12 protein-coding genes are annotated in these 21,880 nt (G+C 31.9%); 10 read left to right on the forward strand and 2 right to left on the reverse strand.

Features of this window, described 5'->3' with window-relative positions:
• Window positions 1–142 precede the first annotated feature (142 nt).
• Window positions 143–1,405, reverse strand: a complete 1,263-nt coding sequence (locus bsdtw1_RS03560) for a helix-turn-helix domain-containing protein (protein ID WP_183276230.1) — start codon at window positions 1,403–1,405, stop codon at window positions 143–145.
• Between the two features lie 287 nt (window positions 1,406–1,692).
• On the opposite strand from bsdtw1_RS03560, the gene bsdtw1_RS03565 reads away from it, so the two are divergent.
• The 8 genes from bsdtw1_RS03565 to bsdtw1_RS03600 all read left to right on the forward strand — a co-directional run bounded on the left by bsdtw1_RS03565 (window position 1,693) and on the right by bsdtw1_RS03600 (window position 18,089).
• Window positions 1,693–3,168 carry a methyl-accepting chemotaxis protein gene (locus bsdtw1_RS03565; protein WP_183276231.1) on the forward strand — a complete coding sequence of 492 codons (1,476 nt, stop codon included), beginning with the start codon at window positions 1,693–1,695 and terminating at the stop codon, window positions 3,166–3,168.
• A 484-nt stretch (window positions 3,169–3,652) separates the two neighbouring features.
• Window positions 3,653–5,044, forward strand: coding sequence for an MFS transporter (locus bsdtw1_RS03570; RefSeq protein ID WP_183276232.1), 1,392 nt, complete (start codon window positions 3,653–3,655; stop codon window positions 5,042–5,044).
• A gap of 396 nt (window positions 5,045–5,440) precedes the next feature.
• Window positions 5,441–7,708 (forward strand): glycoside hydrolase family 3 C-terminal domain-containing protein, encoded by a 2,268-nt coding sequence (locus bsdtw1_RS03575; protein ID WP_183276233.1) that lies wholly within the window; start codon window positions 5,441–5,443, stop codon window positions 7,706–7,708.
• A 451-nt stretch (window positions 7,709–8,159) separates the two neighbouring features.
• Window positions 8,160–10,895, forward strand: coding sequence for a family 78 glycoside hydrolase catalytic domain (locus bsdtw1_RS03580; protein WP_183276234.1), 2,736 nt, complete (start codon window positions 8,160–8,162; stop codon window positions 10,893–10,895).
• Window positions 10,896–11,132: 237 nt separating this feature from the next.
• Window positions 11,133–11,246 (forward strand): family 1 glycosylhydrolase, encoded by a 114-nt coding sequence (locus bsdtw1_RS23700; protein WP_371874747.1) that lies wholly within the window; start codon window positions 11,133–11,135, stop codon window positions 11,244–11,246.
• A 341-nt stretch (window positions 11,247–11,587) separates the two neighbouring features.
• Window positions 11,588–14,317: an alpha-L-rhamnosidase gene (locus bsdtw1_RS03590; RefSeq protein WP_183276235.1), complete on the forward strand. Its 2,730-nt coding sequence runs from the start codon at window positions 11,588–11,590 to the stop codon at window positions 14,315–14,317.
• An 81-nt stretch (window positions 14,318–14,398) separates the two neighbouring features.
• The gene (locus bsdtw1_RS03595; protein WP_183276236.1) at window positions 14,399–17,107 is read left to right on the forward strand and encodes an alpha-L-rhamnosidase; all 2,709 of its coding nucleotides are present in this window, start codon (window positions 14,399–14,401) and stop codon (window positions 17,105–17,107) included.
• A gap of 88 nt (window positions 17,108–17,195) precedes the next feature.
• The gene (locus tag bsdtw1_RS03600) at window positions 17,196–18,089 is read left to right on the forward strand and encodes an alpha/beta hydrolase (protein ID WP_183276237.1); all 894 of its coding nucleotides are present in this window, start codon (window positions 17,196–17,198) and stop codon (window positions 18,087–18,089) included.
• Window positions 18,090–18,241: 152 nt separating this feature from the next.
• Here bsdtw1_RS03600 and bsdtw1_RS03605 read toward each other — a convergent pair whose 3' ends face one another.
• The gene (locus bsdtw1_RS03605; RefSeq protein ID WP_183276238.1) at window positions 18,242–19,519 is read right to left on the reverse strand and encodes an AraC family transcriptional regulator; all 1,278 of its coding nucleotides are present in this window, start codon (window positions 19,517–19,519) and stop codon (window positions 18,242–18,244) included.
• A gap of 213 nt (window positions 19,520–19,732) precedes the next feature.
• On the opposite strand from bsdtw1_RS03605, the gene bsdtw1_RS03610 reads away from it, so the two are divergent.
• Window positions 19,733–20,323 carry a TetR/AcrR family transcriptional regulator gene (locus bsdtw1_RS03610; protein WP_183276239.1) on the forward strand — a complete coding sequence of 197 codons (591 nt, stop codon included), beginning with the start codon at window positions 19,733–19,735 and terminating at the stop codon, window positions 20,321–20,323.
• A gap of 54 nt (window positions 20,324–20,377) precedes the next feature.
• On the forward strand, window positions 20,378–21,865 hold the full coding sequence (locus tag bsdtw1_RS03615) for an NAD-dependent epimerase/dehydratase family protein (RefSeq protein WP_183276240.1): 1,488 nt from the start codon (window positions 20,378–20,380) through the stop codon (window positions 21,863–21,865).
• Window positions 21,866–21,880 lie beyond the last annotated feature (15 nt).

Consider the following 21,880-nt stretch of genomic DNA (forward strand, 5'->3'; position numbering starts at 1 on the left):
TTATAGGATATCTAGTTAAATATATTACTATTTAACTAGATATCCTATTTGTTTTTTCGTTCTTTTTTGCTATCAGTATAGCATTAGGTAAAGATGGAGTAACCCCTAACATGGAGATGGAGCCAATTTAATAAGTTAGCCCTTATTTTTTATTATTTGATTGGTATAACAATTTATATTCTTTGGGATTAATTCCAGTTATTTTTTTGAAAGTTTTAGTAAAATGACTTTGGTCGATAAAACCTAAAGGTGCATATATATCAGCTAGAGATTTTTCACCAGTTCTTATCAATTTTTTAGCCTCTTCTATTCTTTCTTTTTGAATATACTCACTAATTGAAATACCAACCTCTTTCTTAAATAAGTGAGATAGGTAATTGGCATTCATTGATAGATGATCAGCAATTTGAGAAACGGTTATTTTTTCATATAAATGTTCGAACACATAGTTTTTACACTTTACTACATTAATGGAGTAGTTTTCTGACCTTATTTTATGTACTCTTTCCGTATAATCAAAAAGAACTTTTCCGTATATCTCATTTATACCTACAATAGTATTACATTCTTCAATAGCCTGGATATAGAAGTCACTGAGACTAAGTGCTAGTTCCCAGTCAAGGCCTCCTTCTATTGCAGCATGAGAAATAAGTGAAATAAAGCTAATAAAAATATTCTTCTCATTTCTTAAAGGATTTTTTGAATGGACTCCTTTCTCGCCACCTACTGAATTAGACATTAGAAATTCTTTTAACTCTTCTACATTACCTTCCTTTATGTAGTTTAATAACTGAACCTCAAAGCCTTGAGAATGATGATAAACACTATCTCTTCTTTTTTTAGATTGTGAAATGTCAAAAGAATTTTTGTTTTCATAGTTAACATTAATAAGCTCACTGTAATTTTGAAGGTCTTCAAAATCCAATTTGTAGTTGTAAAGTTGATATAAAAGCAGTGAAACTAGCTCTAAGAAAGCAGTGTAGTCCATTATAACTACGTGATTATAATACTCTACTAAGCTTTTTTTAAACTTATGCTGTATATCGAATTCCTTAATTAAATTACTAATAGATTTTTCATCAATTTCAGAGGAAAGTGTTGGACCAATTAAAATAGTACCAGTAAAAACGTCATTAATAATTATTTTAGAACAAAAAAAGTTCTCAAGATATTTGGTGGTTTTTAGCCCAAAAAACTTATCAGAGTTACAAATATTGATTAGCTCGCTAAATATCTGATGCTTATCAGTATATAGAGGGTTCTGGCTATGTTCATATGAGTATTCAAATAAAACTTCTCCATTTACATCAAAAAAATAAATAGGTATATTTGATAGTCCAAAAATTTTTCTGCATATATATCTGATATCGTCAATTGAGGATAAGTTACTTCTTAATGCAACCATTTATAGCCTCCTTAGAATAACGTATATAAAAGCTTTAGTTTTCAATCGGTACAATACAGTTATTGTAAATATGTATCAAAATTATAACATAAGAATTTGAATTGAGTAAAAGTAAATTGAAATTATATTTAAATTAAAAAATTACCACTGAAAAATAAATATTAAACAATCTATATACCAAAACATATGAAATGTACAATGAAAAAAGTTTGAAAACCTTTAAAATGATTTATGAAAATACTTAAGATAATTAGGTATTCATTTAAATAACAAAAGGGGAAATTAGAATGGAGAGAAGTATGACAAGTGTACATGTAGATAAAGTTAACAAAATCTTATTTGGAGTACTATGGATTATTTTTATTGTAAGTATATCTATTAATGTGAGTATTCATAATAATGCTTCAGTGTTTAGTGAGATAGTACTATTTACTATTTTATTGACAGCTACAGTTTTAGTATTAAAAAAAGGTAATAAAAATCTAATTCGTAATATTATTTCTCTAGGATTTTTATTCTATTTAACTGTAGCAACTATTAATGCAACTAGTGATTCAAGAATTACATATATGTATAGTTTTATTTTCTTTATTGTATTTATAACCTTGTATTTTGATACGAAATTTTATGCATTACTTGCAATAGTTGTAGATGCATTGTTAACTGGAATGGTGTTTTACATTCATGATTTTTTTGTAGTACTTGCACCATTTTTATTAATTATATTTACGTCAATAACCCTTTATTTTGTAACAAGAAATGGAAGCAATTTAATTAATGAAGCTATAGAAAAAGAAGAGAAGGCACAGGAGTTGTTGTTAGAACTTAAAGAAACAATGAATATAATAAAGGGCAATACAACTTCTTTAAATTCAGATATTATTGAGTGCAATAATAACTTAATGTCAGTAAAAGAAGGAAGTAACGGTATTACAGTAACCTCAGAGGAAGTAGGGAAAAGTGTAGTTGCCCAAACTATAAGTATAAGTGATATTTGCAGTATGATTAATGAAGCAGATAACAAGATGGTAGAAACAATAGAAATAGTAAGTGATATTAAGGATAGATCGGCAAAGGCGAATATTGCCGTTTCACAAGGTGCACACAATATAGATGATATGAGTAAACAAATAATTATTATTAATTCAGCGGTATCGGAATCACTAGCTACAGTACTTGAGCTTGAACAAAGCATGAATGAAATAAATAAATTTCTAGATAGTATAACTCAGATATCTTCTCAAACCAATTTATTGGCCTTAAATGCAGCAATTGAAGCTGCAAGAGCAGGAGAACAAGGTAAAGGCTTTTCCGTAGTAGCAGAAGAAGTAAGAAAGCTAGCAGAACAAAGCTCGGAAACAGTAGGATTGATAAATTCAATAATCAATAATATAAAAAGTAAGACCAGAACAGCATTAAAGGAAGTTGAAGAAGGAAGTCTGGCAATTAAATCTGGCGAAATGATTGTGAAACAAGTTAGTGATAGTTTTAAAAATATAGAAAAAACTTTTAAAGACATTGATGAACGTATAGATTCAGAGACTAGAATATTTGAAACTTTTACAATGATTTTTAAGAATACACGCCAGGAAATAGAGGCTGTATCAAGTATATCAGAGGAACACTCTGCAGCAATAGAGGAAATGCTAGCAACAATTCAAAATCAGAATAACAACATAAGCAATATATTTGAGCTTATAGGTCAGATTAAAGAGTCAAGTGAAGTCCTTGAAAAAATGGCTAATAGAGAAAGTAATATTTAGTCAAGAATATTAGGGATGACAAATTTTAAATTATATCAAACACTATTTATTATACCTATAGTACTACAGTAATGTAGTATTATAGGTGTTTTTTTGCACTAATATAATCAACCCTAGACTATAAGTTAATTTAAAATTTTTTATTTATGAGTAAGTATAAATAGTGTCAAATTAGGTAAATATCAACTGAATCTATATGTAAACTAAATAAATGAAAAAATCTAAATAACTCTTAAAATATAAAAAAATTATTTAATATAAGCAAAAGAAATGTACAAAATTCTAAGTTTAATACAATTAAATCTATATGAAAACCTTTAGAATAATATTAAAGTGATGGGAACAATGTGTTACGAAAATTAACTGAATTTCATTTCAGGACGGGCATTAGGACTAAATATTTTAAATTTATAAGGGCTGTACTTATCTTAAATTTTCTATTATTTTGTTCCAATCAAATAAAATTTTATAGGGGGAACTTATTATGAAATCAAAAGAAATATTACAAGATGAAAACAGAAAGCTTACCTTTTTAGAAAAATGCGTATCTGCTTCAGGAGGTATGACAGGAACTTTTTTCTTTCAAATGATTCAAATGTATTTATTGTTTTTCTATACTGATATCTTTAAGGTAAGTCCACTGTATGTTGCAGGGCTTTTCTTGGTAGTTCGTATAATAGATGCATTCGTTACTCCATTATTTGGAATACTTGTAGATAGAGTAACAACACCATGGGGAAAATATAGACCTTGGTTTTTGATTATAGGTATACCAACGGCTGTATTTGGATTTCTAACATTTACAACTGTTGATCTGAGTTCTACTGGAAAGATTGTATACGTAACCATAACGTATTTAGTTTTCAGTGTATGTATGGCGATAGCACAAGCTCCAGGTGCAGCAATGACACCAGCTATGACAAAAAGACTAGATGATAGAATATCTCTTGGTACATTTAATTACATTTTTGTTATGATTGGAGCTATGTTTGTTAGTATTGGTGCATTACCTCTAATTAATGCGCTGGGAAGTGGTAACCAAGCTAAAGGATTTAGCATGTTAATGGGTAGTGTTGGTATAGTAGCTATACTATTAAATTTTGCTCAGTTTGCAATCCTTAAAGAGAGATTTGTAATCCCTAGAGATAAAGATGCTAAATATTCCTTAAAACAAATTGCTGATAGCGTATTAAAAAATAAAACAGCAATCATAGGTCTTGTATTTATATTCATACTTAATTTATCTAATGGTCTTAAATCTGCAATAATGATACATTATTTTAAGTATTTCTTCCATAATGAAGGTCTTATGGTAACTATGGGTATCGTAGGATTAATTCCAACTATGCTTGGGGTAATGCTAAGTGGTGTTATAACTAAGAAAATTGGAGTTAGAAATAATTTAGTGGTAGGTTCACTTATTTCAATAGTTACAACTGTATTAGTATTATTTATCCCTTCAACTCCAAATGGGATGACAGTTTTTATAGCACTTTCGGTAATAGGGGCATTATTTGGAGGAATTACTATGCCAGCCCAAGGAACCTTGATGCCTGCAGCTATGGACTATGCGGAATGGAAAACTGGTATAAATTCTAATGCTTTCATGGGATCATTACAAGGCTTTATGCAAACCTTCGCAACAGCTATATCGGGGGCTATAGCTGCTGGCGCATTATCAATCATTGGATATGTGCCAAATGCAGAGCAAAGCAGCACTACATTATTTGGATTAAAGGTTTTAATGAGTATTCTTCCAGCTGTAATTTATGCATTTACATTAATAGTTTGGAAGTTTGACTTAACAGAAGAGAAACAACATCAAATTGCGCATGAACTTGCAGAACGTAGAAAAGCAGCTCAAGTCCAAGCATAGAAAGCTGGTTAATAAAAGTGGTATTTTAGAAATAGTTTACTTAGGTACTGCTTTGTAATTAAGAATAATTAATGAAGTATAAAAAATTACTGCAGTACACAGGTTGTAATGCAGTAATTTTTATATATAAGTCTTGTCTGTGAGATATTTAATAAAGAATGAATCAGATACTGGCTTTGAGAAAGTGGTTTAACAAAGTAACCAAGTATGGATTTTATTAGAACTTTAATTATTAAAAATAATAATTTTATAGTAGTAAATAGAATGGAAAATTTAATTATAAAACAAAGTGAAAAATATACAATTAAATAATATAAGTACAATAAAAGATTTTCGAAACAATCTAAAATAGTAAATAGATTTATAGTAAAAAATCAAATAAAAGGAGAATCAAAATTGGAAAGAGATATAAAAAAGTTGATTTCAGAAATGACCTTGGAAGAAAAAGTGAGTTTATGTTCGGGAAAAGATTTTTGGTATACAAGAGACATTGAGAGATTAGGTATACCAGCAATCATGATGGCAGATGGACCTCATGGCTTAAGAAAACAAGAGGGTGCAAGTGATCATATGGGATTAAATAAAAGTATTCCAGCAACTTGCTTTCCATCTGCAGCTGGATTAGCATGTTCATGGGATAAAGAAATAGCAAAAAAAGTGGGAATAGCACTAGGGGAGGAAGCTCAAGCAGAAGGAGTTTCAATACTTCTTGGGCCAGGTGTAAATATTAAACGTTCACCATTATGCGGAAGAAACTTTGAATACTTCTCAGAAGATCCATTTTTGTCTTCAAAGATGGCTACAAGCTTTATAAAAGGGGTGCAAAGTCAAGGGGTAGGTACTTCACTTAAGCACTTTGCAGTAAATAACCAAGAACATAGAAGAATGTCTATAGATGCAATAGTAGATGAAAGAACTTTAAGAGAGATATATCTTGCAAGCTTTGAAGAACCAGTAAAACAGGGTAAACCTTGGACTGTAATGGCAGCTTATAATAAGGTAAATGGTGATTTTTGTTCTGAAAATAATAGACTGTTAACTGAAATTCTTAGAGATGAATGGGGCTTTGAAGATTTTGTAGTATCTGACTGGGGAGCTGTTGTTGATAGAGATAGAGGTGTTGAAGCTGGAATGGATGTAGAGATGCCTAATAGTGGGGGCATTGGTGACAAAAAACTTTTAGAAGCAGTAAAAAGTGGAAAGCTTGACGAAAGGATTATCGATAGGGCCTTAGAAAGGGTTTTAAAGGTAGTATTTAGAGCAATTGAAAATAAAAAAGTGAATTCAGTTTACTCTAAAGAAATTCATCATGATATAGCCAGAGAAGTGGCGAGAGAATCTATGGTTCTTCTAAAGAACGAAGATAATATACTTCCTTTGAAGCGTATCGAATCTATAGCAGTTATTGGAGCTTTTGCAAAGAAACCTAGATATCAAGGTGGGGGAAGTTCTCATATAAACCCTACAAAAATTGATAATATATATGAAGAGTTAGAAAAGCTAGCTGGTAGCAATGCAAAGCTAACATATTCAGAGGGCTATGATTTAGTAAGTGATGAGATTGACAAAGAGTTAATAAATGATGCCAAAGAAGCTGCTAAAAATGCAAAAGTTGCTGTTATATTTGTAGGATTGCCTGATAGATATGAGTCAGAAGGCTTTGATAGAAAGCATTTAAGAATACCAGACAATCATATTAAATTAATAGAAGCAGTGGCAGAAGTGCAAAGTAATATTGTAGTTGTGCTAAGCAATGGAGCACCAATTGAGATGCCTTGGCTTGGAAAGGTAAAAGCTGTTTTAGAAGGTTACTTGGGAGGACAAGCTTTAGGAGGTGCCATAGCAGACTTACTTTTTGGAGTTGTTAGTCCATCAGGTAAGCTTGCAGAAACTTTCCCAAAGAAACTTTGCCATAATCCTTCGTACTTAAATTTTCCTGGAGATGACGAAAAGGTTGAGTATAAAGAAGGCGTTTTTGTAGGTTATAGGCATTATGACACTAGAGATATAGAACCTTTATTCCCATTCGGGTACGGATTAAGTTATAGCAGTTTTGAGTATAGTGATATCAAATTAGATAAAAAATCAATAACGGATGAACAAACAGTTACTGTAACTGTTAAAGTGAAAAATACAGGAGATATAGAAGCAAAAGAAATAGTGCAGTTATATGTTAAAGATGTAGAAAGTTCTATATCCCGTCCAGAAAAAGAACTTAAAGGCTTTGAAAAAGTAAGTTTGAAGCCTGGCGAAGAAAAAACAGTTGTCTTTACATTAGATAAAAGAGCTTTTGCATACTATAATGTAAATCTAAAGGATTGGCATGTAGAAACTGGAAGTTTTGAGATTTTAGTTGGAAAATCTTCTAGACATATAGTTTTAAGAGAAACTTTAGAAGTGCAGTCAACAGTTAATTTAAAAAAAGTTTTAACTAAACATTCAACTTTTGGAGATCTAATGGAGCATCCTATAGGAGCACAAGTAATGCAGGCAATGACTCCAGCATCATCGGTTGATGCATCAGCAAGTTTAGATGGACTTGGAACAGATCCTCAAGAAATGATGAAGGGAACAGTATTGCGTGCTGCTGTAGCAATGAGTAATGGATCATTTACTGAAGAAATGCTTCAAGGAATATTACAGGCAGTAAATGGATCCAACTAGACTTAATATATGATTTAAAAAGTTGGAGCTGTTGTACTAAATATTTGTATACAGCTCCTAAATTTATATTTAAAAAGAAGAAAATATCTCTTTGTTATATATGAAAGCGTAAAAATTTTGTTATAACATATAAGTTTTATACTAAATACTAATAATAATACAATAAAGTTTGGATGAAAACCTTTAAAATTAAATATGTCAAAGTATTATATTGAAATTAAGGTGTAACTATATATGATTTTATAATTGACTTTTAAAAACTTGATTTTGTTTCTGATTATGCTACATCTATAGAAACTGCGGGATTTTATTTGTAAGTTCATATATCAGCTCTGTAGTAACATCTTAATTAAACAATATAGTTAAAAACTTTAGATATTAAATTTTTGTGATTTAGCACGATTAAATGGACAATGCATATAGGAAGTAAAGGAAGAAAGGAAGCAATTTTATGAGATTAGAAGAATTACGTATTGAGTATCAAGCAAAGCCTATTGGATTAGATGTGAGAAAACCTAGATTTTCTTGGATTATAGCATCAGATGAAAAAAATGTTTTACAGACGGCTTATAGCATTCTAGTTACAAAAGATGGTGAAACGGTTTGGAACACTGGTAGAGTTGATAGTAACTCTTCTGTTTTAGTTGAATATCAAGGTATAGAACTTGAGCCATGTAGTTTATATAATGTATTAGTTGAAGTATGGGATAACAAGGGTAATCAGTCATGTATTGAAAGTTACTTTGAGACAGGATTATTAAAAGGTACAAATCTAAAGGCTGATTGGATCACTCATAATTTTGAAGCGGAAGAACAGGCTTGCCCTGTATTTGTAAAAGAATTTAAGACAGAAAAAGAAATAGATACTGTGCGTGTGTATGCTACAGCTTTAGGCGTGTACGAAATTAAAATTAACGGTGAGAAGATAGGAGATACTTACTTCGCTCCAGGATGGACTAATTATAAGAAGAGGCTTCAATATCAAACTTATAAAGCAGATGGAATGCTTAAAGAAGATAATAAGATTGAGATTACTATAGGTAATGGATGGTATAAAGGAATATTTGGATTTATGTGCACTCCTAATATCTATGGTGATAGAGTAGCTGCTTTAGCTGAAATTCATATCAATTATGTAGATGGAACCAAGGAGATTATTGGAACTGATGAAAGTTGGAAGGTAACAACAGGAGCTATTCGTAGCAGTGAAATCTATATGGGCGAAACTATTGATTCATGTTATATAGAAGATGAAGTATCTGATGTTCAGCTATTTTCATTTGATAAGAATATTATAGTGGGTCAAGAAAGTGAGCCAGTACGAATCACTGAAAGACTATCAGCAAAAGAATTTATAGTTACTCCAAAGGGAGAAAGATTAATAGACTTCGGACAAAACATAACCGGCTTTGTTGAAGTAAAGGTAAAAGGTACAGTAGGACAAAAGATCACTATAAAGCATGCAGAAGTATTAGATAAAGATGGTAACTTCTATCCAGAGACACTTAGACAGGCTGTTTCTCATGATGTATATATATGTAATGGAGAAGAGCAAACTTTTATACCTCACTTTACTTTTCATGGATTTAGATATATTTGTATAGAAGGTTTAGAGGAAATAAAGCTTGAAAATTTCACTGCTTGTGCAATGCATACGCATATGGAACAGACAGGAAGTTTTACTTGTTCTAATCCCCTTGTAAATCAATTACAAAGTAATATTCAGTGGAGTCAGAGAGATAACTTTTTAGATATTCCTACAGACTGTCCTCAAAGAGATGAAAGACTTGGATGGACAGGGGATGCTCAAGTCTTTGCAGCTACAGCAGCCTATAACCATAATGTGGCCTTATTCTTTACAAAATGGCTTCGTGATCTTGCTTCAGAGCAAACAAAAGAATTAGGAGTACCACATGTAATTCCTAATATCTTAGGAGCACAAGAAGGAGCATCTGCTTGGAGTGATGCGGCAACTATAATACCATGGGTAATTTATCAAACCTATGGAGATGTGAGGATACTAGAAGATCAATATGAAAGCATGAAAGGCTGGGTAGATTTCATTACTTCACGTTGTGGAGAAAATGGATTATGGCAGACTGGATTCCAATATGGAGATTGGCTGGCTTTAGATAAGGAAGAAAGCGCAGATAGGACAGGGGCTACAGACAAGTATTTGGTAGCAAATGCTTATTATGCTTACTCTACAGATATAGTAAGAAAAGCCGCTAAAATTCTTAATAAAAATGAAGATGCAAAGATTTATGATGAACTATATGAAAAAATAAAGATAGCATTCAATGATGAATACATTACTAAGACAGGAAGAATGGTTAGTGAAACTCAAACTGGCTGTGTAGTAGCACTTCACTTTGACTTAGCGGAAGAAAAGTATAGGGAACGTATAGTAAGTGCATTAGCAACAAACATAGCTAATCATAAAAATCATCTTTCCACTGGCTTTGTAGGAACTCCTTATATATGCCATGCTTTATCAGACAATAACCTTCATGATTTAGCAGGAACTATATTTTTACAAGAAGATTACCCTTCATGGTTATATTCTGTAAAAAAAGGTGCAACAACTATTTGGGAAAGATGGAATTCAATATTACCTAATGGTGATTTCGATGTTTCAGGCATGAACTCTTTGAATCATTATGCATATGGCTCTATTGGAGAGTGGATGTACAAGAGATTGGCAGGTATAAATGCACTTGAACCAGGTTATAAGAAAATCTTGATTAAGCCTGAATTTATAAAGGGAATTAATTCAGTAAGTGCAACCTTTAAGTCAGTTCATGGTGAAATAAAGAGTGCATGGATTTGTAAGGACAAATGTATAAAGGTTGACATAGAGATTCCTGCTAACACAACAGCCATAGTATATCTACCAGAACAAGAAAATCCAATTGAAATAGGATCAGGATCGTATCATTACGAGTATGTTACTGAGACTTCTTTAGAAAAGGAAAGGTTCTCTATGGACACTAAATTAGAGGAAATAATGAATGAACCTATAGCAGTGCAAATATTTACTCAATATGCACCACAGATGCTTGATAATCCTATGATAAAGCTTGTTTACCAAAATACGTTAGCAGAGGTTTTATCAAGTGCACCAGATATACAACCATTGTTCCAAATGGTAGTTGATACATTAAATAAAAGTTATAAGTCAGAATAAAAACATAAATTCACATAAATATTTTCATTAATAAAATTGTAAATAATTGGATGTTTCTTGCTTTGAGCGGAAGCATCTCTTTTTTAATACGTATAAATAAATTTGGTGAGTTTAATACCAATATCTAATTATTATACAATAAAAATTTCTTGAAAACATTTAGAATTCTATTTGTATACAGGATTAATGAACTGAAAATATTTTTATATAAAAGGAGGACATTATGCTTTTGACAAAATAAAGAATGGTAATAATGATGCTTTAGCATGTGATCATTATCATCGTTATAAAGAAGATGTGGCTATGATGATGGAAATGGGACTAAAAGCTTATTGTTTCTCTATAGCATGAATAAGAATACTACTAGGTGGAATCGGGAAAATAAATGAAAAAAGATTGGAGTTTTATAAAAATCTTGTAGATGAGCTATTAGTTATATTTAAATTAAAAAATACAAAAGTTTGGTAATTCTTATGAAAGCTGAAAATAGTAGGAGAGATGAAATGAAACAATATTTTTTAGATGTGAGTATTTAATTAATTCAATTGGGAATGACATAATTTACTTGTTTTTAAAGAATAACTTAATAAAAGAAAAAACATAAATAACTATTGGTTAAAGTATTTATTAGATTTAGATGATGCTTGTAAATGCAGGCATATATAAGAATATGAGAAAGTAGGAATAATCTTATGCTTAAAATCAAGAAATTACAATGTGAATATAGGACTAATCCTCTAACTGTTGATACAAAAAATCCAAGGTTTAGCTGGCAGCTTGAATCTGATGGTTTAAATATATATCAAGCTGCATGGCAGCTTATAGTAAGAAAAGGAAATGAAATTGTATGGGATAGCGGTAAGCAAGAGAATAGAGGAACTCATGGTATACGCTATGCCGGAAGGGACTTAGATTCAAAATCGGAGTATTGCTACAATGTCACAGTTTGGGACAATCGAGGAGAGACTGCAACTGAAAACGCCACATTTGAAACTGTATTTTTAGATAAAGATGAATGGAAAGCTAAGTTTATTGAACCGGATAAATTACCTTCATTAGATGAAAATCCATTAGATATAACAAGAAACAAGTGGATGGAATTTGTGATGAAGACAATGCGAGGAGAGCAAGCTGAGTATGTTGATGTTGATAAGTTAATGGAGACACTTCCAGCTCAGCCATATCATCCAGCAGTAATGATGTATAAGAAGTTTAAGCTAAGTGGAAAAATCCATAAGGCTCGTTTATATATGACAGCTCACGGTGTATACGAATTTAAAATTAATGGAGATAGGGTATCTGATGTTCAATTAGCACCTGAGTTTACTTCTTATGATAAACTACTAAAATATCAGGTTTATGATGTTACCAAAGGTTTATCACAAGGAGATAATGCCATCGGAGTAACGATTGCAGATGGCTGGTATAAAGGAAAAATCGCTATAGGAAAAGGTAATGATTATGGAGATAATCCGGCATTACTGATGGAACTTCATGTTACCTATGAGGATGGAAGTACTGAATGTATCTGCTCAGATGAAAATTTTGTTTACAGTTATGATGGACATGTACGTTATGCAGACCTATTCACAGGAGAAAAGCAGGATGCACGCATGAAGGTTAAAAACTTCGCGTTAACTGATATGGATGCTTCTAACTGGAAGCCTGTTCATGTAATGAATTATGGCTATGAAAATATTGAAGTTCAAACAAACGAGCCAATAAGAACAGTTGCAGAGTTAGATATAAAAGATATACTAGTGACTCCACAGGGAGATACTGTTTTAGATCTTGGACAGAATATTGCAGGTCATCTTAGAGCAGTAATGCAAGGAAAAACAGGAACAGAAGTAACATTTGAACATACAGAAGAACTTGATAAGAATGGGAACTTTATTTATCCATTCTCAAATTCCACTAGAGAACAAAAGGATGTATTTGTTTTAAGTGGAGAGGGGGAAGAGGTTTTCGAACCAAGATTCACCTATCATGGATTTAGATATGTACGAATTAAAGGCTTTGAGGGTACATTGAAAAAAGAGCAGTTTAAGGGAATTGTAATCAGTTCAGATAACGAGATAAGTGGAAGTTTCCAATGCTCGAATGAAAAGCTTAATCGCTTACAGCAGAACATAATGTGGAGTCAGAGGGCTAATACTATAGGAGTTCCAACTGACTGTCCCACAAGAGAAAAGGCTGGATGGACTGGAGATGTTGTGGTGTATGGAAAGACTGCTTGTTTCAATCAGAATATGTATAAATTCTTTGAGGAATGGCTGAAGAGCGTAAGATTAGAACAGCTTCCAGATGGTCAGGTTCTAAATACTGTTCCGATGGTTAAAAGTTATATTCATATGAGCTTAGGGGGTTCTTTAGGATGGGGAGATGCAGTTGTTACACTTCCTTGGCAGTTATATCAGATTTATGGAGATAAGAAGGTTCTAGAAATAAATTATGAGGCGATGTCAGCATGGGTTAATTTTGTAGAAAAATCAGCTTATGATCAGCTGCCTCCTGAAGCGGAATTAATGAGCGAACGTCATTTAGAAAATCAGCATTATTTGATTAATACAGGTTTTCATTTTGGTGAATGGTTAGTTCCAAGCGTTAAGAATGCTGCAGGGTTTGCAGATGGACCTGCATCTTCTTTCCTTACAGGTCATACTGTATCAACAGCTTTATTTGCATCTATGACAGATATAATGAAGGAAGTAAACGAGCTTTTAGGACATAAGGAAAAGGCAGAATACTACGGAAAATTAGGAAAACGAATTAGGGAAGCCTTTGAAGAAGAATATTTAATGGAAGATGGAAAACTAAAAAATGATTTACAAGGACTTTATGTTTTGGCACTTCAGATGAATATGGTATCAGAAGAAAAACGTGAACTATTGCTGAATCGTTTAGTTGATTTAATAAAGGCTAATAATGATTGTATGGATACTGGATTTATGTCAGTACCATATATATTAGATGTGCTTAGTGAAAATGGAAGAAAAGATATAGCATACAAGCTACTATATCAAAATCAGTGTCCGTCATGGTTATATGAGGTAGAACATGGAGCAACTACAATGTGGGAATCCTGGAATGCTATTAAGCCTGATGGATCGAGAGATGGATGTTCCTTCAATCATTATGCCTTTGGATGTGTTGGAGATTGGATATACCGCAATATTCTTGGAATAAGAAACTTGGGGGTTGGTTATAATGATGTATTAATTACTCCTGATTTTGATTGTGGTCTTGATTGGGCAAAGGGACATTACGATTCTATTCATGGTACGATATATGTTCAATGGAAGAAGGAAGAAGGAAAGGTAATTTTACAAGTAGAGATTCCTGTAGGTGTCACTGCACAATTGAAATTAGGAAAAGACATAAAGACAATTGGTAGCGGGAGACATTCATTCGTTTGTTAAGGTGTATTTATATAATTTAAATAAATTGATATTTTGTTATGTCAAGAAGGATTAAAGCATTATTTAAAGAGGTGAGAGAAAGTGTTGAAACCTATAAATTTAAAAACAGAATTGATGAATAATCCAATTGGAATTACAATAAAGCAACCTAAGCTTAGTTGGAGTCTTATAAGCGACTCAAATAAAAAGTATCAGAAACAGAGTGCTTTTCAGATTATTGCTGCAGAGAGTGAGGAGAACCTACGGAAAGAAATTTATATATGGAATAGTGGAAAGGTATTCAGTGATAATATCTGCCATATTCCTTATGAACCAGATCTACAAAGTAGGAGTCGTATTTACTGGTGTGTAAAGGTTTGGGATCAGGATGGACAAGAGAGTGATTATAGTGATATAGGCTACTTTGAAACAGGATTATTTGGAAAGGAAGATTGGAGTGCAAAATGGATTAATCCAGAGCTTGAAACAAATCCTGAAAAAAGATATCCAGCATCTTATGTAAGAAAAGATTTTAAAGTTGAAGGAAAATTGAAGGAAGCAAAATTATATGCTACTGCTTGTGGCCTTTATGAATGTTATATAAATGGTAAACGTGTAGGGAACCAAGTGCTGACTCCAGGGACAACTCAATATAATAAGCGTTTACAAGTTCAAACTTATGATGTGAAAGATTATATTTTTGATGGAGATAATGCTGTTGGTGTAGTACTTGGTGATGGATGGTTTAGAGGTATGAATGGAATGAATCGTAAAAGAAATATTTATGGTGATAACATAGCTCTGCTATTACAGCTAGAATTAGTTTATGAAAATGGAGTAAGAAAAACAGTAATCAGTGATGCTTCATGGAAAGCTTCTCAAGGAGGTTTTATAAGGTTTAATGATGTGCAGCAAGGTGAAACTTATGATGCCAATTTTTATTTAGGAAAGTGGTCAGAGTCATATTATGATGATTCAAGTTGGCATGGAGTACTTGAGTATAGATGGGATAATAGTACATTAATTGGTTCAAACAGTGTTCCTATTACTGAACATGAACAATTTAAACCTAAGATTCTTTCCACACCAAATGGAGAAACAGTATTAGATTTTGGACAAAATATGTCTGGGTATGTGTCTTTCGATATAAAAGGAAGCAAAGAAATAAAAGGAACTTGTATAACACTGATTCATGGAGAAGCATTGGATGAGGATGGAAACTTTACACTTAAGCATCTAGAACCTTTATCTGAAAAAAAGCCACATATGAAGCAAGAAGTAAACTATATTGTTTCTGAAAAAGCTAATCAATATTATAAAACTTCTATGACAGTGTTCGGGTTTAGATATGTTCTATTAAAAAATTGGCCTTATGAACCATTTCCGGAAGACTTTACTGCATATGCTGTGTATTCAGATGTTTCAGAAACTGGTAGTTTTACGTGCTCAGATGAGTTGATAAATAAACTAGTTTTAAATACAAAGTGGAGTCAAAAATCAAACTTTGTTGATGTACCTACAGATTGTCCTACAAGAGAACGATCTGGGTATACTGGAGATGCACAGGTATATGTTGAGACTGGAACTATGCTTATGGATGGGTTACAGTTTTTTAGAAAATGGCTGGCAGATTTACGTGCTACCCAATCGCCAAATGGTAAAATTGCTAATATAGCACCTATGCCAGATAAAAAGTTTTCGTTCTTTGATGGAAGTGCAGGTTGGGGAGATGCAATTGTTATTATTCCCTATAAGTTGTACAAGCAGTATGGAGATACTCAAGTTTTAAAGGAAAATTATGATTCGATGAAAGCTTGGGTTGACTTTGAGTTAGGAGAAGCTCAAAAGTCACATCTTTTACGAAAATTTTCTAGAAACAGATATAAAAAATATTTATGGGATACTGGATTCCATTGGGGAGAATGGTTGGAACCTGGTCAAACAAATGCATACATTTCTAATATTGTTTTTTTTGGATGTCCAGAGACTGCGACGGCATATATGCATTATTCTTGTAAATTATTAGCAGAAGTAAGCGAGATATTAGGATATAAGGAAAATGCTAAAAAATATGCAAAAGCAGCTGAAAATTCAAAGAAAGCGTACCAGTATGAATTTTTAAGAAATAATATAAATTCGGAGAGACAGTGCTTGTATGTTCGCCCATTAATGTTTGGACTTCTAGAAAAAGAGGATGAACAAAAGGTCGCTGATAATTTAAATTCATTAGTTATCAAAAACAACTATCACATTAATACTGGATTTTTATCAACGCCTTTCATATGTGAAGTGCTTGAGCGTTACGGATATTTAGATACAGCTTACCGTTTGCTTGAACAGAAAACTATTCCAAGCTGGTTGTATGCAGTGACAAAAGGAGCAACAACTATTTGGGAATGCTGGGATGGAGTCAATGAAGAAGGAAAACCGAAAAATTCAATGAATCACTATGCATATGGAGCTATTATTGGATGGCTGTTCCGTTCCGTGGCTGGAATAAAAGAACCAGTCGATGGATATAAGAAATTCACTGTTGCTCCTAAACCAGGAGGATCCTTGACTAGAGCTGAAGCAACTTATAATTCTATAAATGGTCAGATTAAAAGTAAGTGGGAATATATTGACAATAAATTGCATGTTCAAGTAGATGTGCCTGTTAATACGGAAGCCACCATAATTTTGCCAGTTGATTTGATAGAAAAGGTGGTAGAATTTCCTAATGACTGTAATCTAGAAATACAAAATAATAGTGTTTATTGTAAGGTTGGTTCAGGATATTATAGTTTTCTAATAGATAAGAGGAACTATTAGGAGCACTAAATTATAAAAGAAGAGATAATCAAATTAATCTATGTAAAAGTGACTCAATGAAAATAAAAGTAAATGAGGTGTAAATTGAATGGCAAGTCTTCGAATGAAGTTTTTTATAAAAATGTTGATGAAAACTAAAGAAATATACGATCCTAATTTTCCAAAGGATTACAGAGGGCAACGAGATAAGAATGATGCAAGAGCTGCAAAACTAAAAATAAAAAAAGATATATCGATTGAACAATATAAAGTAAACGAAATCCCTATTGAAATTTTAAGTCCGCAAAAAACTTTAAATGATAATATAATCTATTATATTCACGGTGGTGGATTTAATAATGGTTCTTTAATAAGTGCGAGGCCATTTGCAGCAGAACTTGCACATAACCTAAACACAAAAGTTATTTCGATTCAATATAAACTTGCACCAGAGTATAAGTATCCAACTCAACTTGAAGAATGTATGACAATTTATAAGTGGATTAAAGATGGAATAGCTAAAAATAGCAAAATAATTATACTTGGAGATTCGGCAGGAGGTAATCTTGCACTGGCACTTACACACTATATTATTGATGAAAAAATGAGAAAACCTGAAGCAATATGTGTTATATCACCACCAACTGATTTTAGTGGAAATCTGGCATCAAGAAAAGAGAAAGAAAAAGTAGACTGTATTATATCTAGAAACTTTGATTTGGAAATCAGAAATACTTATATTGGAACTGCTGATTTAAATAATCCTTATATATCTCCTATAAACGGAAGCTTTGTGGATTTTCCACCACTTAGGATAGATGTAGGAACTGAGGAAATGCTACTTGATGATTCTTTATTGTTGGAAAAGAAGGTGAAAAGTGCTGGAGGATATGTTGAGACTCATGTATGGGATGGTCTTTGTCATGTTTTTCCGCTATTCCCGATACCTGAAAAGAAAAAATATTATAGTGAATTGAAAGCATTTATACGACGCTTTTCATAAAATTAATAAATATGATTTTATTAGAACTAACATTTTAGAATAATAAATTAACTCTAAAATCATTAAGTAAGGTGATTTAATTGCACAATATTTTTAGCAATTTAAATCACCTTACTTAAATTCTGAAGAAAATATATAAATATGTATAACGGTTAAGTATGTTTATGATTTAATCTAAATTCTTTAGGAGTTACTCCTGTAAATTTCTTAAACACTTTTGTAAAATGACTTTGATCTATGAAACCTAAAGTAGTGTAAATATCTGATAGGGATTCATCGGAAGTAAGTATCATTTTCTTTGCTAACTCAATTCGTTCACTTTGAATATAGTCACTAATAGTCAATCCAATTTCTTTTTTAAATAAGTGAGATAGATAACTTCGATTCATACCAGTAGCTTCAGCGATATCTGATAAAGAAAGTTTATCTAATAAATGTTCAAAAATGTAGTTTTTACACTTTATGATTGGAGTAGAATGAGTGGCAGTAGCTATTTTTACTCTCTCTGCAAAATCAATAAACATTTTAGGATAAAGGTTTAAGATATCTTTTATGCTACTTTCTTCCTCTACAATATGAATATAATAATCCCCTAAGCTTAGAGCTAATTCCCAATCAAGTCCACCTTCAATAGCTGCGTGGGAAACTAGTGGAATAAAAGATATAAAGAGGTTTTTTTGATCTCTAAGTGGATTTTTGTAAGGTTTTCCATACTTTTCAGCAGGTCTTTTTTCTAGAAACTCTATTAATTTATCTTTATTCCCTTCTTTTATATAATTAAGTAGCTCAAACTCATATTTAGGCGAGTGATGAGAAAAACCATTTTTTATATTTTCTAGCATATAGCTTTCAAAATCTTGCTTTCTTTCAGTTGTTGAAAATGAATATTTTATCTGAGAAAAAGATTTATCATAAATATCTGCGTTTTCTGTCAAAGTTACTATACTCAACTGCTCATGGTATATAAAATAATGAAAGATTGAACAAGCGTTTATTAGAGTATCATAGCTTATTACTGCCATGCGCTGGTAGTAATAAAGCAAATCCTTTCTATGCTTAACTTGAATGTTTAAATTCTTTATAAGATCATCGATAGCTTCTATATTTATTTCAGAAAAAAGACAAGGCCCTATAATAATAGTTCCTATAAATTTATGATCATCACGAATAACTACAAAGGCATAATTCTCAAAAAATTTTGTGGAATTTGTAAAAACAGTAGTTGTTTCTTCAATACTATCTAAGAATTGTTCATATAGAGTTAAATAATCTGGATAAAGTGGGTTTGATATGTATTCATCTGGAAATTGGAGAATACTCTCACCTTTACTGTCTAAGAAAGTTATAGGAACTCGAAGCATTCCAAATATATTACTGCACATATATTTCAAATCATCTATTAATACCATAGATTTATCTGCTAATTCCATTACATAGTCTCCTTCTAAGCAATACTTTATTTAAAGTAAGGTAATTATAGCATAACTAATAAAAAATAGTACATTTATTAAAAAGTTAAAAGTTTTATTTGTAAAACGATTATAAGTACAAAAAACTAAAGATAATACAATTATTTTGATTCTTAAAGTATTAATATAAAGCCAAGTCAATATTGTACTTAAATAATGAAAGGTAATTCACTTATGCAGTACCTAAAGGAAGAAGTAAGGTTAGAAATAATGAAAGCTGCTTTAGAAGAGTTTAAGCAGAATGGCTTTGAGAAAGCCTCTATGAAAAATATATCTCTAAATGCAGGTGTAGCTATAGGGAATATTTATAGGTATTTTAAGAATAAAGAAGAGTTATTTAATGCCATTGTAGAGCCTGTTCATAGTTATATTACTGCCGTAATATTTAATAAGTTTTTACCCACTTCGTCGGATGTAGATGTGAATTTTAATCTGATCGATATAGTAGATAGAACAATGAAAGTAGATTTAAGCTATAGCACGGAACTTATGATTATGATGTACAAGAGCAAGGGAACAGGTTATGAAAATGCAAAGGATGATTTAATAAAACTAGTGAATATAAGGTTAAAATCTGAGTATTTAGATTTATTCGCAAAACAAGGGCTTGATAATTGTGACCAGTTTTTATATGTATTTGCCACCATTTTAATAGATGGAATGTTTACAATTCTAGCAAGCACTGAAAACGTAGAGGAAAAAAGAAAACTTATTAATCAACTACTGGTTTTTTATTTTAACAAATTGGATGAAAGATTCATTTAATTTCAATAAATTAAGTCAAATAAATTAAAGCTGTAGAAATAGGAGTGAAGAATTATGAAGAATAAAAAGACAATTTTTTTAACTGGCGCATCAGGAAATATGGGACATCAAGGCTTTAAACAGTTACTAGATAGAAGAGATAAATTTAATATAGTAGCATTGGTTTTACCGACACAGAGAGATAAGCAAATAATGTCAGTGTATGAAAATGAACCAGGAGTAAAGATAGTATGGGGAGATTTAACCAATTATAATGATGTACTAGAATGCGTCCAAGGCTCTGATTATGTACTTCATGTCGGTGGTATGGTTTCCCCTGCAGCAGACTATCTTCCTACGGTTACTACAAAGGTAAACATCGGAGCAGTTAAAAATATAATAAGAGCAATAAAAGCTCAAAAAGATCCTGATAAAATTAAGCTAGTTTACATAGGAACAATTGCTGAAACAGGTGACAGAAATCCTCCAGTACACTGGGGGAGAACTGGAGATCCAATAAAAATTAGTGTATATGATAACTATGCTATAACAAAGACTATAGCCGAAAGGGAAGTAATAGAATCAGGGCTTAAATACTGGGTGTCTTTAAGACAAACAGGAGTATTATACCCTGCTATGTTAAACAATCTAGATCCAATAATGTTCCATGAACCAGTGCAAGGTGTATTTGAGTGGGCTACAGCAAAGGATTCAGGAAGACTTTTAGCTAATGTTTGTGAAGAAGATGTACCAGAAGAGTTTTGGAGAAGAGTTTATAATATTGGCGGGGGAGAAAAGTACAGAACAACAAACTATGAATTTATGCAAAAGAGCTTTAAAGCGTTAGGGATGGAATTCGAAAAGGTTGTTGATTTAAATTGGTTTGCAACAAGAAACTTCCACGGACAATGGTATGAAGATTCAGATGTACTTGAAGAATATCTTCACTTTAGAAGTGGTTCTGCAGACGAATTTATTGCAGAACTAGGTAAGAAGGCACCATTTAAGATGAAACTGGCGAAGTTTGTACCATCAGGGATAATTAAGAAGTTTATAATTGAGCCTGTGGCAAACAAAGAGATTGGAACCATGTATTGGATGAAACACGATGTTAAGGATAGAATAACTTCTTTCTTCGGTTCAAAAGAAAAATGGCAGGCCATACCAACCTGGAAAGAATATAAGTATGTTGAACCTTCAAGAACTCCAAGAAGATTAAATCATGGATATGATGAAAGTAAACCTAAATCAGAACTGGACATAAACGATATGAGACAAGCTGCTAAATTTAGAGGTGGAAAATGTTTGTCACATACTATGGTGAAGGGAGATTTATATACAAAGCTTAAATGGCAATGTGCTTTTGCCCATGAATTTGAAGCAAGTCCTGCTTTGGTTTTATTAGGAGGACATTGGTGTCCAGATTGTCTTCCAGCACCATGGAATTATGATGAAGAAGCAAAGAGAAATCCATTCTTTGCACAAGTATGGTATCCACTGCATGACAAAGATGAAGCTAATTACTATGATGCAAGTATTATAAAGGATATGAAAAGAGACTAAGACTCAATAAACCCC

The organism is Clostridium fungisolvens (genome assembly GCF_014193895.1).
GTDB lineage: Bacteria > Bacillota > Clostridia > Clostridiales > Clostridiaceae > Clostridium_AR > Clostridium_AR fungisolvens.

What these genes read in the sequence shown, in the direction of transcription:
- bsdtw1_RS03580 (WP_183276234.1), top strand. Translation starts at nt 8,160, where the DNA reads ATGAGATTAGAAGAATTACGTATTGAGTATCAAGCAAAGCCTATTGGA.
- bsdtw1_RS03605 (WP_183276238.1), bottom strand. Translation starts at nt 19,519, where the DNA reads ATGGAATTAGCAGATAAATCTATGGTATTAATAGATGATTTGAAATAT.
- bsdtw1_RS03570 (WP_183276232.1), top strand. Translation starts at nt 3,653, where the DNA reads ATGAAATCAAAAGAAATATTACAAGATGAAAACAGAAAGCTTACCTTT.
- bsdtw1_RS03615 (WP_183276240.1), top strand. Translation starts at nt 20,378, where the DNA reads ATGAAGAATAAAAAGACAATTTTTTTAACTGGCGCATCAGGAAATATG.
- bsdtw1_RS03565 (WP_183276231.1), top strand. Translation starts at nt 1,693, where the DNA reads ATGGAGAGAAGTATGACAAGTGTACATGTAGATAAAGTTAACAAAATC.
- bsdtw1_RS03560 (WP_183276230.1), bottom strand. Translation starts at nt 1,405, where the DNA reads ATGGTTGCATTAAGAAGTAACTTATCCTCAATTGACGATATCAGATAT.
- bsdtw1_RS03600 (WP_183276237.1), top strand. Translation starts at nt 17,196, where the DNA reads ATGGCAAGTCTTCGAATGAAGTTTTTTATAAAAATGTTGATGAAAACT.
- bsdtw1_RS03610 (WP_183276239.1), top strand. Translation starts at nt 19,733, where the DNA reads ATGCAGTACCTAAAGGAAGAAGTAAGGTTAGAAATAATGAAAGCTGCT.
- bsdtw1_RS03590 (WP_183276235.1), top strand. Translation starts at nt 11,588, where the DNA reads ATGCTTAAAATCAAGAAATTACAATGTGAATATAGGACTAATCCTCTA.